The sequence below is a fragment of the Frankia sp. CcI49 genome, from assembly GCF_001983215.1.
GTDB lineage: Bacteria > Actinomycetota > Actinomycetes > Frankiales > Frankiaceae > Parafrankia > Parafrankia irregularis.
On the sequence record NZ_MOWP01000008.1, the window covers coordinates 72,185 to 89,296 of the forward strand.

At 70.9% G+C, this 17,112-nt stretch carries 14 protein-coding genes and 2 tRNA genes; 12 read left to right on the top strand and 4 right to left on the bottom strand.

Annotation, left to right across the window (positions count from 1 at the left end):
- Positions 1–10: 10 nt before the first annotated feature.
- A complete protein-coding gene (locus tag CcI49_RS07850) occupies positions 11–1,027 on the top strand; it encodes a dihydroorotate dehydrogenase (RefSeq protein ID WP_076825393.1) in 1,017 nt (338 codons plus the stop codon).
- A gap of 138 nt (positions 1,028–1,165) precedes the next feature.
- On the opposite strand, the gene CcI49_RS07855 is transcribed toward CcI49_RS07850, so the two are convergent.
- The gene (locus CcI49_RS07855) at positions 1,166–1,573 is read right to left on the bottom strand and encodes a TOBE domain-containing protein (RefSeq protein ID WP_054566903.1); all 408 of its coding nucleotides are present in this window, start codon (positions 1,571–1,573) and stop codon (positions 1,166–1,168) included.
- Between the two features lie 233 nt (positions 1,574–1,806).
- Between CcI49_RS07855 and CcI49_RS07860 the strand changes: the two genes are divergently transcribed.
- From CcI49_RS07860 to CcI49_RS07870, 3 genes are all read left to right on the top strand, one after another.
- Positions 1,807–2,523 (top strand): hypothetical protein, encoded by a 717-nt coding sequence (locus CcI49_RS07860; RefSeq protein WP_076825396.1) that lies wholly within the window; start codon positions 1,807–1,809, stop codon positions 2,521–2,523.
- Positions 2,524–2,695: 172 nt separating this feature from the next.
- Positions 2,696–3,232 carry a BlaI/MecI/CopY family transcriptional regulator gene (locus tag CcI49_RS07865; protein ID WP_076825398.1) on the top strand — a complete coding sequence of 179 codons (537 nt, stop codon included), beginning with the start codon at positions 2,696–2,698 and terminating at the stop codon, positions 3,230–3,232.
- Positions 3,233–3,240: 8 nt separating this feature from the next.
- Positions 3,241–4,269 (top strand): M48 family metalloprotease, encoded by a 1,029-nt coding sequence (locus CcI49_RS07870; RefSeq protein ID WP_054566906.1) that lies wholly within the window; start codon positions 3,241–3,243, stop codon positions 4,267–4,269.
- 28 nt (positions 4,270–4,297) lie between these two features.
- Here the strand turns inward: CcI49_RS07870 and CcI49_RS07875 are convergent, their stop codons facing one another.
- The 3 genes from CcI49_RS07875 to CcI49_RS07885 form a co-directional block, all read right to left on the bottom strand.
- On the bottom strand, positions 4,298–5,125 hold the full coding sequence (locus CcI49_RS07875; RefSeq protein ID WP_241839955.1) for a L,D-transpeptidase: 828 nt from the start codon (positions 5,123–5,125) through the stop codon (positions 4,298–4,300).
- Between the two features lie 130 nt (positions 5,126–5,255).
- Entirely contained in the window at positions 5,256–7,295 is a 2,040-nt protein-coding gene (locus tag CcI49_RS07880; RefSeq protein ID WP_241839956.1) for a class I SAM-dependent methyltransferase, read from the bottom strand.
- A gap of 973 nt (positions 7,296–8,268) precedes the next feature.
- Positions 8,269–8,339 (bottom strand) — tRNA-Gly (locus CcI49_RS07885).
- A gap of 48 nt (positions 8,340–8,387) precedes the next feature.
- Between CcI49_RS07885 and CcI49_RS07890 the strand changes: the two genes are divergently transcribed.
- The 8 genes from CcI49_RS07890 to CcI49_RS07925 all read left to right on the top strand — a co-directional run bounded on the left by CcI49_RS07890 (position 8,388) and on the right by CcI49_RS07925 (position 17,063).
- A tRNA-Pro gene (locus CcI49_RS07890) sits at positions 8,388–8,460 on the top strand.
- A gap of 55 nt (positions 8,461–8,515) precedes the next feature.
- Positions 8,516–9,994 carry a trigger factor gene (gene tig / locus CcI49_RS07895; RefSeq protein WP_076825401.1) on the top strand — a complete coding sequence of 493 codons (1,479 nt, stop codon included), beginning with the start codon at positions 8,516–8,518 and terminating at the stop codon, positions 9,992–9,994.
- Positions 9,995–10,291: 297 nt separating this feature from the next.
- A complete protein-coding gene (locus tag CcI49_RS07900; RefSeq protein WP_076825578.1) occupies positions 10,292–10,933 on the top strand; it encodes an ATP-dependent Clp protease proteolytic subunit in 642 nt (213 codons plus the stop codon).
- Between the two features lie 72 nt (positions 10,934–11,005).
- A complete protein-coding gene (locus tag CcI49_RS07905) occupies positions 11,006–11,650 on the top strand; it encodes an ATP-dependent Clp protease proteolytic subunit (RefSeq protein ID WP_006542685.1) in 645 nt (214 codons plus the stop codon).
- A gap of 391 nt (positions 11,651–12,041) precedes the next feature.
- Complete coding sequence (clpX, locus tag CcI49_RS07910) at positions 12,042–13,337, top strand: ATP-dependent Clp protease ATP-binding subunit ClpX (RefSeq protein WP_006542686.1); 1,296 nt, start codon at positions 12,042–12,044, stop codon at positions 13,335–13,337.
- A 198-nt stretch (positions 13,338–13,535) separates the two neighbouring features.
- A complete protein-coding gene (locus tag CcI49_RS07915) occupies positions 13,536–14,885 on the top strand; it encodes a folylpolyglutamate synthase/dihydrofolate synthase family protein (RefSeq protein ID WP_054566908.1) in 1,350 nt (449 codons plus the stop codon).
- 190 nt (positions 14,886–15,075) lie between these two features.
- Complete coding sequence (gene ndk, locus CcI49_RS07920; protein WP_006542688.1) at positions 15,076–15,489, top strand: nucleoside-diphosphate kinase; 414 nt, start codon at positions 15,076–15,078, stop codon at positions 15,487–15,489.
- Between the two features lie 542 nt (positions 15,490–16,031).
- Positions 16,032–17,063 carry a rod shape-determining protein gene (locus tag CcI49_RS07925; protein WP_006542689.1) on the top strand — a complete coding sequence of 344 codons (1,032 nt, stop codon included), beginning with the start codon at positions 16,032–16,034 and terminating at the stop codon, positions 17,061–17,063.
- Positions 17,064–17,112 lie beyond the last annotated feature (49 nt).

Here is a 17,112-nt window from a genome sequence, read left to right on the forward strand (position 1 = left end):
CGCTGGTCAGATGGGTGAAAACGACAGGGACGTCGCGTCCGCGGGCCAGGACACACAGCCGGCGGCGGCTCCGGTGACCGCCGAGTTCGTGGTCGCGGGGGTGGCCTTCGAGCATCCGATCATGAACGCGGCCGGTACCTGCAAGACGCTGGCGGACGTCACGGCGCTCGCCCGCAGCGCGGCCTCCGCCGTCGTGGTGGGATCGATCACCCGGGACGCTCGGGCTGGCAACAGCGGCGAGGTCTACTGGTCGGGTCCCGGCGGATCCCTCAACGCCCTCGGGCTGCCGAACCGCGGCATCTCCTACTACCGCGAGCAGCTTCCGGCCATGGTCGACGCCGCGCACAACCACGCCAAGCCGCTGGTGGTCAGCGTGGCGGGTTTCGCCGCCGACGAATACGCGGACCTGGCCCGCGTCGCCGCCGACGCGGGAGCGGACCTGATCGAGCTCAACCTCGCCTGCCCCAACGTCTGGGATGGCGGGCAACAGAAGCGGATCGCGTGTTTCGACCCGGGGCAGACCGAGGCGATCTGCGCGGCCGTCGAGGCGGCTCTCGCCGCGGCGTCACGCCCGGCGCCGCCCTACGGGGTCAAGCTCTCGCCGTTCTCCGACCCGGAGGCGCTGGGCGAGCTGGCGGGGCTGCTCGCCCGCCGATCCGGCGTCTCGGGTGGGCCGAGCTTCGTCACGGCGATCAACACCTTCCCGAACGCGCTGGTCCTCGACGATCGGCTGCGTCCTGTCCTCGATGTCGGGCTCGCCGGGCTGAGCGGTGCGGCGCTGAAGCCGGTTGGGCTCGGCCAGGTGCGACAGCTCCGCCAGCTCCTGCCCGAGCGGATGGACATCATCGGTGTGGCGGGCGTCCAGAACGGCCGTGACGTTGTCGACTACCTGGCCGCGGGCGCACGGGTGGTGCAGAGCGCGACGGCCTTCTGGAACAGGGGCGAGGACCCGACCGTGTTCGGCGACATCCTCAGTGACTGGATCGACGCGAAGGACCTCGCGGCAGCCCAGGCCGCGGCCGGCTGACGGGACCTGGCTGACGGGACCTGGCTGACGGGACCTGGCTGACGGGACCTGGCTGACGGGACCTGGCCGAGGGAACCGGTCGGAGCGCGTCCGGTAGCGGCCATCCGGGCGGACTGTGCCGGTGCCGGACGACGTCCGTCAGTGCCGCTCGGGCAGCTCGATGACCACGTTGGTCGCCTTCACCGTGCCGACGGCGAGGACGCCTGGTTCCAGCCCGAGCTCGTCGGCGGCCTCGCGGCTCATCAGCGACACCACCCGGTGCCGGCCGGACTGGATCTCGACCTGGGCCATCACCTCATCGCGGCGCACCCTGGTCACGATGCCGGGAAACCGGTTGCGGGCGGAGGCGCCGACGATGGAGGGCGAACTCAGCGGGAGCTCACCGGCCATGTCGATGGCGAACTGCGCGAGCACCGCGCCTTCGACCGCCTGCCTGCCCGCGCCGTCTCGCACGGTGGGCAGCCGTCCGCCGTCCGCCCAGCGACGCACTGTGTCGTCGCTCACGCCGAGCAGGCCGGCGACCTCGCTGATCCTGAAGGTCGACATGCCGGCACCATATCCGCCCGCAACATCCCCTGCGATTCCGTGAGCCGGCCTGACACGTCGACGCGTCCGTCCGGACCACGCCTCACGCTGTGTTCGGCCTGGTTGATGTCATGCGGGGCGCGGCTGGTTGGCCGGCCCACCGGGAGCTGCCCGGAGAAACCAGCTCCGGGGTGCCCGAAGGTGGCCGGACGCGGGTTCGCCGCGAACCTTGGCCCGGACGGTGTTTTCATCGAATGGTGGCCTGTCGCCGTTCCCGCCGGCGGGGCCCGGTTGGTCCCGTCGACCCGCTGACCGCACGCGCCGCGTCCCGCGTCGGCGTGCCCGGCGTCGGCGTGCCCGCGACCGGTGCGGATGAGGGGCCCGTCCGGGCCGGGGGAGTGCCGGAGCCGCAGGACCTGGACTACCGGTTCGACCTCGATCTCGGCGAGCTGGTGCCGGGAGCCGGGGTCGTCGCACGAGGAGTTCGGCTCGACGGCGCGGCCCTGACGCTCTTCTTCGTGCTACGGCCGTGCGCAGGGGCGGCAGCGTCACCAGGGCCGGCAGCGTCACCGGGGCGGGCACTGGCCGTCTCACCGGCCCGGCCGCTGTTCATGTGCTCCTACCGGCCCGGTGCGCCGGTCGACGACGGGTTGGCGGGCCTCCCGGTCGCCTGCGCCGCGGTCGAGGTGGCCGGGAGCCGGTGCCGGGCGACGTTCCCACCGCCGGTGACCGGTACCTGCCGAGTCCGCTTCGGTCTGCGTCCCTGGGAGGCGGGCCGTGGCCCGGAGCCCGGGTGTGCTCGCGGTGTCGATCTCGTCGGCAGGGACGATCACCGCGGGGGAGCCGACCGAACGGGGCCCGCGGCGTGTGATCCGGGCGGTGACCTGTGTCTTGACCTGCGTACCGGCCGTGCCGTCTATGTTCCCGCGGATACCGGGAACACCGGGAACACCGGGGAGGTCATTGGCTGAGCGGTGTGGTGGTCGTGGGCCTTCGGTGTCCCACCCGGCCCGTTCGTGGGAGTTTCGCCCAACCGCTCGTATCGTGGTGCGATGTGAGGCGGAGGGGAAATGCGCTGCATGGGGGTGCCGCCCGGGCGACGCATCGTTTCGGCTCCCCGAGTACCGCTGGGGAGCCGTTCTGATGGATGACGCGACATCGTCGACCGACGCGGAGCCGTCCGATGCGGCGCCGATCGAGGCAGTGCTGCCCGAGGCAGTGCCGGCCGCGCGGCGCCGGCCACCTGGTTCGCTGGAGGAGGAGGTGCTTGGCGTGCTGCACAGCTCCGGGGAACTCTCTCCCGGTGAGGTACGCGACCTCCTTCCGGACTCCGGGAGGCTCTCCTACAGCGCGGTGGTCACCACGCTCACCCGGCTTCATGCCAAGGGCGTGGTCACTCGTCGGCGCCATGGGCGGGCCTACCTGTACTCGGCGCCCGGCGATCCGGCCACGCTCGTCGCCTGGCGGATGAACCGGCTGCTCGCCGGCCAGGCCGACCACAGACGCGCGCTCACCCACTTCATCGCGGCGCTCTCCCCCACGGACGAGGCGCTGGTTCGGGACCTGCTGGCCTCCGCCCCCGCCCAGCCGGGTGGTGTGCCCCTGGCCGGCGGCGACCTGCAGGCCCACGGCGACGGTGGCGGGGCCGGCACGGCGCCTGGCTCCGAGCCCAGCCGATAGGGCGAGCCGTGGCCGTCGATCAACTGCTTGTCTCGGTCGTTCTCGCTCCGGCCGCGGGTGTGGTCGCCGGGCGCATCCTGGTCGACCTGCTGCCACCGCGCGCCGTGGCCTTCGGCTACACGGCCGCCGCGGGCCTGTTCGCCGCCGCGAGCACGCTGAGCCTGGTCGCGTTCGGCATGCCGGCGGTGGCGCGGGTCGTCGGGCTGTCGCCGGCGCACCAACCGGTGGTGATGTCCTGGCAGTCCGGCGAGATGCCGCTGTGGGCGTCCTGGGCATGCCTGCTGCTGGTCACGGTCGCGATGATCTCGGTGCTGGTGACCGGGCGGAGTCAGTTCAGGTCCGTGCGGGCCGCCCGAGCTGAAGCTGCCGCGCTGCCGGGCACCGGTGAGATCGTGGTGATCCCCGATGGTCGCGCGGACGCCTTCGCCCTTCCCGGCGTCCCGGGGCGCATCGTCGTCACCGAGGGCATGCTCACCGCGGTCGGCGCGGGCCGGCATCAGGCGTTGTTCGCGCACGAGCGGGCGCATCTGGCGGGTCGGCACCACCGGTTCTCCTTCGGCGCACGCCTCGCGGCGGCCGCGTTACCGCCCCTGTGGCCGATGGTCACCGTGATCGACTACGCGATCGAACGGTGGGCCGACGAGCAGGCGGCGAGCGTGGTGGGTGATCGCCGTTCGGTCGCGCACGTCGTCGGCACGGCCGCGCTGGCCGCCACCGAGCAGGCTGTCGTCGAGCAGGCCGCGGTTGAAGAGTCCGCCGTCGTCGGCGCGGCCGAAAGGCGGCCCGGCCGGCGGCTGTTCCCCGGTCGCCTCCGCGAGCCACGCACCGCCAAGCTGCGGGCGGTCGCGGCCGGTGGCGGCCCACGACCCGGCCCTGTTCCGCGGCGGGTCGCGGCGCTGCTCGCAGCCCCGCAGCGGCGTAACCGGCTCCTGCTCGCCGCCCTGCCCGCAGCGCTCGCGCTCGCCTCCTGCGGAGTCTCGATCGAGGCGTTGCTGGATCTGCCCTACCGGCGGGTGTTCGACTACGTCGAGCCCTGAACGCCCGCGGGTGGTGGGCGCAGCGCGCTCAGCCCACGATCGTGATGGGCGTCCCGAGTGGGACGAGACCCACCAGGCGCAGCAGGTCATCGTTGCGCAGCCTGATACATCCCATGCTGACGTCCGAGCCGACAAGGTCCGGGCGGTTGGTGCCGTGCAGCCCGATGATGCCGTCGGCCCCGTTGAACTGGGTGATGACGTCCGAGAAGCCGGAAAGCCCGAAGGCGAACGGTCCCCAGGGGCCGTTCGGGTCCGCCGGGCGCAGCAGCTCGGTCAGGTAGAACACGCCGCGTGGCGTCGGTGTCGAACCGGTGCCGATGCCGACCGGGAGCTTCGCGGCGACCGCCCCGTCACGGAAGACGGTCAGCCGGTGCGCCCGGCGGTCGACCAGCAGCTCGTAGGGCGTCGTCGTGAGACGGACGTCGGCTGCCCGCACCCAGCCGATGCTGTTGTTCGGCCGGACGGGCACCCGGACCCGAAGCCAGTCGCGCTGCCTCTCCTCCACGCCGAGCACCAGGGTGATGCCACGCGGATTGGGATTGTCCAGGGTCCAGCGCGGCTCGCCGCCGCGGCGATCCGCGAAGATCTCCAGGCGGGGCACCGTGGCGTAGGCGACCCAGGCCCAGCCTGCGGGCAGGGCCAGGATCGTGGCGTCGGCCGGCCGCGGATCGTCGGCGTGGCCCGGTTCGTCACCGCTGCGCCCCGCATCAGGCGGGACGATGCTCGGCCCCGGCCGGGCAACGGGCCATGGCCCGCGGGCCTCGCCGGTGACCTGCCCGCCGCAGCCGGCGAGCGCGAACACGCTCACTGCCGCGGCCAGTACCCCCAGCACCCGAGCGACACCCCGTCCAGCCACGGCTCCGTGCCACCCCCCGAGACGCGCGCCGCGCCGGTCCCTCACTGACACGGCCGCTTCGCCAGCAGAGGGTAGTTCGCCGGTCACGGGATCATGGGAAGYCGCTTTGTCGCGTGGCGACTCCGATCCGTCACCTCCGCGCGGCCAGCACCCGGTATGCGTTCGAACGCCGGCCGGCGGTGAGATAGCGGCGGCTCGCCGCATCCCAGGCGATCGCCGCCGGCATCACCGCGGCCGTCACCGCGCCGAGCAGGACCCGCCGCACCCGCGCCGCCGCGGGGCTCGCGACGTCCAGCCACGGGCTGGTCGGTGGCGGGGCGGCCCGCTGCCAGGCCCCCCACAGCGCGATCGGGGCGTCCCCGCCCTGGTGGGCTGGACCGAACCGCACGTCGAGAACCTTCAGCCCGAGGTCGTCCAGAGCGGCGGTCAGGTTGTCGGCCGGGAGGAGGTGCTGATGCTGGGGGACCAGCCAGCCGGGCCAGTACGTGCCGAACCAACGGCCGGTGGGGCAGTGCGGATTCGGCAGCTCGACGAGCAGGTGCCCGCCCGGGGCGAGAACCTGCGCGGCGGCCTGCAGCTCCTCCCGGGGGTCTCGGGTGTGCTCCAGGTAGTGGAACATGCTGACCACGTCGTAACGGTCGCGCAGGGTGGCCGCCAGGTCGGGCAGCCGGCCCCGGTAGGCATGCTCGATCCAGCCCCGGCGTTCGGCCTGGCCGATGCTCTCGCCGATGTCCAGGCCGTCGAAGGACGTCGTCGGCCAGACCTCCCGAGCGGTCGCGCAGAAGTGGCCGAAGCCCCCGCCGACGTCGAGCCAGCGCCGCGGCGCGGGGATGTCGATGCGGGCCCGGTCCAGGTAGGTGGCGGTGTTGCGGCTGAAGAGCTCCTCGACCAGGCGGGCGCCGAGACCGGAGTAGAAGTCCCGGTAGTAGAACTCGAGCCCGGCCAGGGTCAGCCGTGGGTTCTGGAAGACGTGGCCGCAGTCGCGGCACCGGTCGTACCGGAACACGCCGGGCTTCGCCTGGAAGCAGTCGGCGCCGAGCAGTTCGAGTGCCAGCTCGGCTCCGCCGCACCAGGGGCAGGCCGTGAACGGCGGTTCCAGGAACCTGTCGACGCCGGCGGCGAGGTCGGCCGCGTACTGGCGCCTCTTCGCCGCCAGCACCGCGGGCTCCGGCACCGGTGGCCCAGGCCGAGGCGTCCACGCGGCGGCGGTGGCAGCAACGGCAGTGGCAGTGGCAGTGGCAGTGGCATTGGTGGCAGTGGCAGTGGCATTGGTGGCAGTGGCAGTGGTGGCGGTGGCGGCAGGGGCGGTGGTTGTGGCGTCGGTCACGCTCGTGCCAGCGGTGGTTGCCGGTGCGGTCCGCCTGGCGACGACCGGTGAGACGAGAAACCGCAGCATCGGCAGCCGACGGGTGAGCGGGCTGCGGGCCAGCTCACCCGCCGTGAGCCGAATCCGCCCCGCACTCACCATCAGGGGCTGCACCCATCCGAGCAGGGCGGCGCCGAGCGCCCAGGCTGGCACTGCGGCCATGCCGGCTACCACCGCGAGGTCACGGGCGAGCGGCATGAACGGCATACCGGGAGCCCAGGGGTAGGCGGCGAACTCGATCTCCAGCCGCTGCGTCGCGGACCCCGCACCCGCCGAGAGCCCCGGCAGAATCGCCAGCCCCGTCGCGGTCCACGCATGAAGCCGCAGCGTCGCGGTGGCCGCGACGAGCTCGACACGGGTCGGCGTCGGCAGATCCAGTCCGGCGCGTTCCCATACGTCCTGTTCGACGAGCAGGGCCTGGAAGGCACCGCGCCCCGAGGTGAGCAGGCTTGGCCGGTCGGCCCGTGGATCGACCATCCGCGCCAGGTCGAGCACCTCATGGGCGGCCATCTCGGCAGGCACCAGATCCAGGACGGACAGGCCCTCCCGGAGCGCGTACGCACTCGCCGCCCGCCGCTGTGCCTCGTCGAGCCGGACGCCGCCGGCGACCAGGAACCGGTGCGAGGGATGCACGGCCTGCTCGGCTGGCGGAATCACCGCCAGCGCGCGCACCCGCGCACGCAGCCGCAGGCTGTTGAGGCCGATTCCGGCACAGGCGGCGATCGGCAGCCACGCGCGGAGGGTGCGTGTTCCTTCGCTGATGACGCCTCCCGGGGCGAGGGCAACGAGAGCAACACCGCGCACCCTACGGCCGCCACCGCCCCACCAGGACCTGCACACGCGCCACCCACCAGGGGCCCGTGCGGCCCCCTGACCTGCCCGGCCCCCGAAAACCCTCAGATCGCCCGTACGGGCGACGCGAACCCGAAGCGACTGAAGCACCCCGAAGTGCCCGGACGGCCGGAGTCACCCCGCCGACCCGCGGGATCACAAAGGCGATGCGACCGACCACGGACAGTGTCGACTCGGCCCCAAGGTCACCGTCGAGAACCCCCAACATGTGCAAAATCGGCGGCAATCAACGCACAACCATCCGCCATGGGATGGTCGGTCACTCCAGTGGTCCGCCACCGAGTCGGCGACCCTGTGCGCCCGACCATCCGGCGGGGAGCCCCCGAGTCGGGAGGTTCGTCGCCCACCCAGTCGTTCCGGGGCGATTCCGGCCGCCTGGACTATGGCGACGCTCCGAACCCGGCAAATCTCGGAGAGTGTCGAACCGATCCGCCTGGACGCTTCTCCAGTGCCGAGAAACCCGGCTCCGCCACCCCCGAACCGACGACCGACCCGAACTTTCAGCTCAGGGCACAAGACCAGCTCAGGAAACAGGCCCCGGGCACGGGAGCCCAACGCAAGCCGCCCCACCCCCGAACCGGCTTCACCGACACGACCCACACGCCGAAACCCACCAGCTCAGGGCCCTCACCCCCAGGCCCCCACCGCCTAAACGGCCAATGAGGACCCAAGGTCACCACCCCGGAAAACCCCAGCGCCCCAAGGGTTCGGAGGCCCGGGGGCACCACCCCCGAAACCCCAGCGGCTCAGGGGGTTTGGGGGTCCGGGGGCCTCGCCCCCGAAACCCCAGCACACCCACCACACTCCAAACGCCCGGGGCCCCCACCCCGCCAGCGGCAGGGGGGCTCCGGGGGGCAACGCCCCCCGACAAAATAACGGCCAAAGGCCCAAAGCCAACGGCTTTGGGCATAGGAATCCCAGCTCGAGCGGGTGACCGGGATCGAACCGGCATGGCCAGCTTGGAAGGCTGGGGCTCTGCCATTGAGCTACACCCGCGTTGGTGATGAGGACGAGCTTACCCCGTAGGATGGGGATGCAACGCCTCGGGGCGTAGCGTAGTGGCTAGCGCGCCTGCTTTGGGTGCAGGAGATCGGGAGTTCGAGTCTCCCCGCCCCGACCGATACTCTCGGCGCATCACCCCGTCCGACGTCGTACCAGGAGACCGCCGCGCCGTGAAGGCCACCAAGGAGACCCTCAGTCCTACCCGGGTCAAGCTGACYGTCGAGGTGCCCTTCGACGAGCTCAAGCCGTCCGTCGATGCCACCTACCGCAAGCTGGCGCGTCAGGTGCGTGTCAGCGGGTTCCGCCCGGGCAAGGTTCCGCCGCGCATCCTCGACCAGCGCCTCGGGCGGGGTGTGATCCTTGACGAGGCGATCCAGGAGGCGCTGCCGCGCCTGTACTCGGAGGCTGTCCAGGCCGAGGAGGTCGACGTCCTGTCGCGGCCGGAGGTGGACATCACCGAGTTCGCCGACGGCGCTCAGCTGGTGTTCACCGCCGAGGTGGATGTCCGTCCGGACGTGACGCTGCCGGAGTTCGGTGACCTGGAGCTGGTTGTCGAGCCGGCGGTCGTGTCGGACGAGAAGGTCGAGGAGTACCTCGGTACTCTGCGCGACCGGTTCGCGGTCCTGAAGCCGGTGGAGCGTGCGGTGCAGGAGGGCGACTTCGTGTCGCTGGACCTGTCCGCGTCGGTGGACGGTGAGGCCATCGAGGACGCCACGGCCACCGGGATGTCGTACGAGGTGGGCAGCGGGAACCTGATCGACGGCATCGATGAGGCGATCACCGGTGCTTCGGACGGCGACGAGCGCACCTTCGACACCGAGCTGCTCGCCGGCGAGTACGCCGGGCGGACGGCCCAGGTGACGGCGGTTGTCCGTGGGGTGAAGGAGAAGGAGCTCCCGGAGCTCGACGACGATTTCGCCACGACGGCCAGCGAGTTCGACACTTTGGACGAGCTGCGTGCGGATGTTCGGACCCGGCTGGAGACCGTCCGGAAGCAGGAGCAGCTGGGCGAGGCCCGCGAGAAGCTGCTCGACAAGCTGGTCGAGCTGGTCGAGGTGCCGGTTCCGGAGTCGGTGCTGGCGGGCGAGCTGGAGGCGCGTGAGCACCGCCTGTCGCACGAGCTGGAGCACATGGGGACGGACCGGGCGGCCTACCTGGAGACCCTGGGGCAGTCCGCGGAGGAGTTCGACTCCGAGGTGCGTGACTCGGCCGGTAAGGCGATCCGGTCGCAGTTCATCCTGGACGCTGTGATCGACGCGGAGTCGATCGGGCTGGACCAGGGCGAGCTGATGGAGCAGATCCTGATGCGGGCGCAGCGGGCCGGTGTGCAGCCGGATCAGTACGCTCAGCACCTGGCGCAGGGTGAGGGCCTGACCGCCCTGATGGCGGACGTGCTCCGGACGAAGGCGCTGTTCCTGCTGTTGGAGAACGTGAAGGTCGTCGACTCCGAGGGAAACCCGGTGGAGTTGCACCTGCCTCGTCGGCCGTCGGCCGATGAGGGTGACGACGTCGTGGACATCTCCGACGAGCTTGACGCCGAGGAGCTTCCGACGGGCGCGGCGGGTCCGGTGGCTCCGGCCGCTGACGCCGACTCGGACGCTCAGAGCGATGCGGGCGACGCCGAGGCTGACGCGGGCGATTCGAAGTAGTGGCGGGCCCGGGCGTTTCCGGGCCTGACGCGGCGTTGTGGGGCGGCCTCCGGAATTCGGTCCTGATGGACCGGGTACCGGGGGCCGTCCGCGTGTCCGGGAACCACAGGTGGACACCGCAGGGCACGCTGTGGGCTTCGGCTCGGGTCCGTAGGTGCTCGGAGCACAGGGATGCCGGACTGGCCCAGCCTCACGCCCAGCGCGAACATCGAGGGAGAAGCACCGGAACCGGCTCGGGTCACAGATAGTGTCGAGCCGGTCAATCAGATGCCGCCAAAGGAAGCCGAGGATCCGACTGTGAGTGACATCGCCGCCCCTCGCCTGGCTGTCCCGGGCCCGAGTCTGCGCTCTCCCGGCCAGAGCGGTCCCGGCTTCGACGAGCAGGTGTTCAACCGGCTGCTCCGCGAGCGGATCATCTTCCTTGGTTCGGTGGTGGAGGACTCGATCGCCAACGCGATCTGTGCGCAGCTGCTGCTGCTCAACGCCGAGGACCCCCAGCGGGACATCTTCCTTTACATCAACTCGCCCGGTGGATCGGTGAGCGCCGGCATGGCGATCTACGACACCATGYAGTACGTGGAGAACGACGTCGCCACGGTCTCGCTCGGCCTTGCCGCGTCGATGGGCCAGTTCCTGCTCTGCGCGGGTGCGCCGGGCAAGCGTTACTCGCTGCCGCACGCGCGGATCATGATGCACCAGCCTTCCGGCGGCATCGGCGGTACGGCCTCCGACATCGCGATCCAGGCTGAGCAGATGCTGTACACGAAGCGGATGATGCAGGAGCGCATCGCGTTCCACACGGGTCAGCCGGTCGAGCAGATCGAGCGTGACTCCGACCGCGACCGGTGGTTCACCGCCGATGAAGCGAAGGACTACGGCTTCGTGGACCACGTCGTCCAGCGGGCCCGCCAGGTTCCCAGCGAAGGCCCGGTGAGCTGACGTACCCCCACGGCCGCAAGCCGCCGGAGAAGTCCCGACCCTCGTCACCCGCTCTCCTCGGAGGCAGTCACCATGTACGGATCACAGGGCTACTACGGGCCGCAGAGCCGGTACGTCCTCCCCAACATCATCGAGAAGACGTCCCGCGGCGAGTACGGCATGGATCCGTACTCGAAGCTCCTGAAGGAGCGGATCGTCTTCCTCGGCGCGCCCATCGACGACACGTCGGCGAACGATGTGATGGCGCAGCTGCTGTTCCTGGAGTCCGAGGACCCGGACCGCGACATCTCGATCTACATCAACTCGCCGGGTGGCTCGTTCACCTCGCTGACCGCCATCTACGACACGATGCAGTTCGTCCGGCCCGACATCCAGACGATCTGCATGGGCCAGGCGGCGTCGGCGGCGGCGGTGCTGCTCGCGGCGGGTACGCCCGGTAAGCGGTTCGCGCTGCAGAACAGCCGGATCCTCATCCACCAGCCGTCCGCGCAGGGTGAGGGCCAGTCGAGCGACATCGAGATCCAGGCGCGCGAGATCCTGCGGATGCGCACGCTGCTGGAGCGGATGCTCGCCGAGCACACCGGCCGCAACGAAGAGGACATCCGCAAGGACATCGAGCGCGACAAGATCCTCAGCTCCGAGGAGGCCAAGGAGTACGGCCTCATCGACGAAGTGATCAAGACCCGGAAGTCCTCGCGGCTCGCCGCAGCGCGCTGAACCTCCGGTCGCGTGCGGCGTCGCCGGGCCTGCCTTCCCGCGGGCCCGGCGGGGGTCGGGCAGGCCATGGCTGTGGTCCCCGGTGGGTCTGCCGGTTTCACCCGGCAGGCTCCTCGGTGGCGGGCCAGGTGCGACGCATTGGCATCACCACCTCTCAATTCGGACACCCGATCGTGCTGTGACGCCGAACGGGCTGTGTGGACGAGCGGGGACGCCTCCGATGACCGTAGGCTGACCGGTATGAGCCCAGCGATTGGGCTCTCACCGGACGCCCCCGCGGGGTACCGTCCCCACGAGGACGGATACAGGCAGACACGCGACGACCGGGCGGTGCGCACCGCCCCCGACACGCAGGCGACACCATCGTCTGGACGAAGGGACTGAGTCCTCGGTGGCACGCATCGGTGATGGCGGTGACCTGCTCAAGTGCTCCTTCTGCGGTAAGTCGCAGAAGCAGGTGAAGAAGCTCATCGCTGGCCCAGGCGTCTACATCTGCGATGAGTGCATCGACCTCTGCAACGAGATCATCGAGGAGGAGCTCTCCGAGTCCTCGGAGCTGAAGTGGGAGGAACTGCCCAAGCCCCGGGAGATCTACGAGTTCCTCGACGGCTACGTCGTCGGCCAGGAGGCCGCGAAGAAGACGCTGTCGGTAGCCGTCTACAACCACTACAAGCGGGTGCAGGCGGGCAGCTCCTCCAGTGGTGACGCGGCGAAGAGCGAGGTCGAGCTCGCGAAGAGCAACATCCTGCTGCTGGGCCCGACGGGCTGTGGCAAGACCCTGCTCGCCCAGACCCTGGCCCGCATGCTGAACGTCCCGTTCGCCATCGCCGACGCGACCGCGCTGACCGAGGCGGGCTATGTGGGCGAGGATGTCGAGAACATTCTTCTCAAACTCATCCAGGCCGCCGACTATGACGTCAAGAAGGCCGAGACGGGCATCATCTACATCGACGAGGTCGATAAGATCGCCCGCAAGTCGGAGAATCCCAGTATCACCCGGGATGTCTCCGGCGAAGGTGTGCAGCAGGCGCTGCTGAAGATTCTTGAGGGAACGACCGCGAGCGTCCCGCCGCAGGGTGGTCGGAAGCATCCGCATCAGGAGTTCATCCAGATCGACACGACGAACGTGCTGTTCATCGTGGGGGGTGCCTTCGCCGGGCTCGACCGCATCATCGAATCCCGGATCGGCAAGAAGTCCCTGGGCTTCCGCGCGGTGCTCCACGGCAAGGACGACCCGGACTCCTCGGACGTCTTCGGCGACATCATGCCGGAGGACCTGCTCAAGTACGGAATGATCCCGGAGTTCATCGGCCGGCTGCCGATCATCACCAGCGTCTCCAACCTCGACCGCGAGGCGCTGATCCGCATCCTCACCGAGCCGAAGAACGCCCTGGTCCGCCAGTACAAGCGGCTGTTCGAGCTGGACGGCGTGGACCTCGACTTCACGACCGACGCGCTGGAGGCCATCGCCGACCAGGCGATCCTGCGGGGCACCGGTGCCCGTGGCCTGCGTGCGATCATGGAGGAGGTCCTGCTCTCGGTGATGTACGACATCCCGAGCCGCAAGGACGTCGCCCGCGCGGTCATCACCCGCGAGGTCGTGCTGGAGCACGTCAACCCCACCCTGGTGCCACGGGACGTCGCCGCGTCCAAGCGCAACCCGGGCCGCCAGGAGAAGTCGGCCTGACCGCGGGGCCGTGCGGGCGGGGCCTCGCCACGTGGCGGTGGTCTGACCCGGCGGCCTGATCGGCGGACATCCGCCCCGGCGAGTCGCGGAGCAACAGACCGCGGCGCGCCGGGGCGGCCGGCGTTCGGAGGCCGGCGACCTGCGCGGCTGTCTCCCGCGGCGAAGAGGCCGCTTCGGTGATGCCATAACCTCGGCACCGTGACAGACGTGAGCACGGGGAACCCGCCGGACGACGCTGCCGGCCTCGCCAGGGTGGAGAAGGCGCTCGCCGGGCGGTTCCCGCACCGGATGCTTCCCGATCTGGAGCGGATGCGGGATCTCGTGGACCTGCTGGGGCATCCCGAGCGGTCCTTCCCGTCGATCCACATCACCGGGACGAACGGCAAGACCTCCACGGCCCGGATGATCGACGCCCTGCTGCAGGCGTTCGGCCTGCGCCCCGGCCGCTACACCTCGCCGCACCTGGAGACGGTCACCGAGCGGATCAGCATCAACGGCACCCCCGCGAGCGCGGAGGTGTTCGCCCGCGCCTACGACGACGTGATCCCGTACGCCGAGCTCGTCGACACCCGGCACGCCGAGCGGGTCACCTTCTTCGAGCTGCTCACCGCGATGGCTTTCTCCGCCTTCGCGGACGCGCCGGTGGACGTCGGCGTGATCGAGGTCGGGATGGGCGGCACCTGGGACGCGACGAACGTCATCGACGCCCCGGTCGCGGTGATCACGCCGGTCTCGCTGGACCATCCGGAGCTCGGCTCGACGGTCGAGTCCGTCGCGGCGGAGAAGGCCGGCATCATCCGGCCGGACTCGCTGCTCGTGCTGGCCCAGCAGCAGCTGCCCGCCGCGGAGGTGCTGCTGCGCCGGGCCGCCGAGCTGGGCGCCACGGTTGCCCGGGAGGGCCTGGAGTTCGGTGTCGTCGGCCGGCGGGCCGCCGTCGGCGGGCAGATGCTGACTCTGCGCGGGCTCGGCGGGACCTACGAGGAGGTCTTCCTGCCGCTGCACGGCGTGCATCAGGCGCACAACGCGGCGGTGGCGCTGGCGGCTGTCGAGGCCTTCCTCGGCGGTGGGCAGAACCAGCTGGACGCCGACGCCGTGCTCGCCGGGTTCGCCCAGGCGAGTTCGCCGGGCCGGCTTGAGGTGGTCCGGCGTTCGCCGACGATCGTTCTGGACGGCGCGCACAACGTCGCCGGTGCCGAGGCCCTCGCGGCCGCGGTCGACGAGGCCTTCGGCTTCGAGTCCCTCGTCGGTGTGGTCGCCGTCCTGGGCGACAAGGACGCGGATGGCATCCTCGCCGCGTTGGAGCCGGTCTTCAGCAGCGTCGTGATCACGCAGAGCACCTCGCCGCGGGCGATGCCGGCGGACGATCTGGCGGCGGTCGCGGTGGATGTCTTCGGCGCCGACCGGGTCGAGGTGGCGCTGCGCCTGGACGACGCGCTGGACGCCGCGGTGCGCCTGGCCGAGGAGGAAGGCGAGCTGGGCGGCACCGGAGTGCTGGTCACCGGCTCACTGGTGACGGTGGGGGAGGCCCGCCGTCTCCTCGGCCGCTGACCACCGGCCGCTGACCGGCCGCTGGCCGCCGCACCGTCGCGCCACTCCGACGGGTGGTCTCGGGGGAGTGCGCGCGCCGGTCCGGATCGTGGACCCTGTAGGTTTGCCAGGGGCCAACCGGTCGCGCCAGTAGCCGCGGACCGTCCGGCCATCCGCGTCAAAGATGACGAAACGAGTCTGAAGGAGTCCCGTGTCCTCCGAGCGCACCCTCATCCTGGTCAAGCCCGACGGCGTCAGCCGTGGCCTCATCGGTGAGGTCATCGGTCGTCTCGAGCGCAAGGGGCTGAAGATCGTCGCCCTGGAGCTGCGCACGCTGGAGCGCTCGGTCGCCGAGACCCACTACGGCGAGCATGCCAGCAAGCCCTTCTTCGGCGAGCTGGTCGATTTCATCACCTCTGGTCCGCTGGTCGCCCTGGTGGCGGAGGGCCCGCGGGCGACGGAGGCCGCGCGTGGCCTCATCGGCGCCACCGACCCGGTGAAGGCGGTCCCCGGTTCGCTGCGCGGTGACTTCGCGCTGGAGATCGGCCAGAACCTCGTGCACGGCTCGGACTCGCCGGAGTCGGCCAAGCGCGAGATCGACCTGTTCTTCCCCGGCCTGAGCTGACCTGCCGGCACCGGGTGCCCCGTCCTCACCCCTGGTGGGTGGCGGGGTTCCACCGGCGCGGGTGAGCCGCCGGACGGGCGTGGCCTCGTCGAGGTGCTCACCCGGCCGCCGGCCGCCGTGGTCGGCCCGGTGTCTTCGGGTGTTCCGTCCCCGATCGGGGGAAGTCTCGTCCCTGCCGGGTGCCCGATCGGCGGCGGTCCGCCGCTGACCTGCCACCCGTCCACGGATGATGTGGAGCCGGGCGGCGTGCCGCGCGTGCCCCGGTGCGTGTGGGGTGACACGCTTCCCGGTCGGCTCGGCGACGTCGTCGGGGGCGGTCTACGCTTTCACCTACCCGGAGCGTGCCCGGTGGCTCGCCGTAATCGCCGTACCGGCGGTCACGGTGAACGGGTCCACACGAGGCGCATCCGGGCCGTCCCGCCCGTTCGACGAACTCTGTACGCGTTTCGCGCGTTGGTCGGAGAAGGGCCGGTCGGTGTCGTCCGCGTGCGCCGTCCGGATCCGTCCCACCTCGCGCCCCTCGGGAAGGCCGGCACCCGACGATGTCCAGTTCGCTGTCGTTCCTCGGTCGTGACATGGCCGTCGACCTCGGTACCGCCAACACGCTCGTCTACGTCCGTGGCCGGGGCATCGTGCTCAACGAGCCCAGTGTCGTCGCGATCAACACCACGACCTCGGGAATCCTCGCCGTCGGAACCGACGCGAAAAGAATGATCGGCCGTACTCCGGGCAATGTGGTGGCGGTCCGCCCACTGAAGGACGGCGTCATCGCCGACTTCGAGACCACCGAGCGGATGCTGCGGTACTTCATCCAGAAGGTGCACCGGCGGCGTCATTTCGCCAAGCCCCGGCTGGTGGTGTGCGTCCCGTCCGGCATCACCGGTGTGGAGCAGCGCGCGGTGAAGGACGCCGGCTACCAGGCCGGCGCCCGGAAGGTCTACATCATCGAGGAGCCGATGGCGGCGGCGATCGGCGCCGGCCTCCCGGTGCACGAGCCGACCGGCAACATGGTCGTGGACATCGGTGGCGGCACGACCGAGGTCGCGGTCATCTCGCTGGGTGGCATCGTCACCAGCCAGTCGATCCGCACCGCCGGCGACGAGCTCGACACGGCGATCATCTCCTACGTGAAGAAGGAGTACTCGCTGATGCTCGGCGAGCGGACCGCCGAGGAGATCAAGATGGCGATCGGCTCGGCGCACAAGGTGCCGGACGAGCCGAGTGCCGAGATCCGTGGCCGTGACCTGGTCACAGGCCTGCCCAAGACCATCGTGGTGACCGCCGAGGAGATCCGCAAGGCCATCGAGGAGCCGGTGAACGCGGTGATCGACGCGGTCAAGGTGACCCTCGACCGGTGCCCGCCGGAGCTGTCCGGCGACATCATGGACCGCGGCATCGTCCTGACCGGCGGCGGTGCGCTGCTGCGCGGGCTGGACGAGCGGCTGCGGCACGAGACCGGGATGCCGATCCACATCGCGGAGAACCCGCTGCATTCGGTGGCGATGGGGTCGGGCAAGTGCGTCGAGGAGTTCGAGGCGCTGCAGCAGGTCCTCATCTCCGAGCCGAAGCGCTGACGGCCCGCGCGGCGCGGCCGGTGGGGACCGGGCCGCGCCCTCGGCGGCG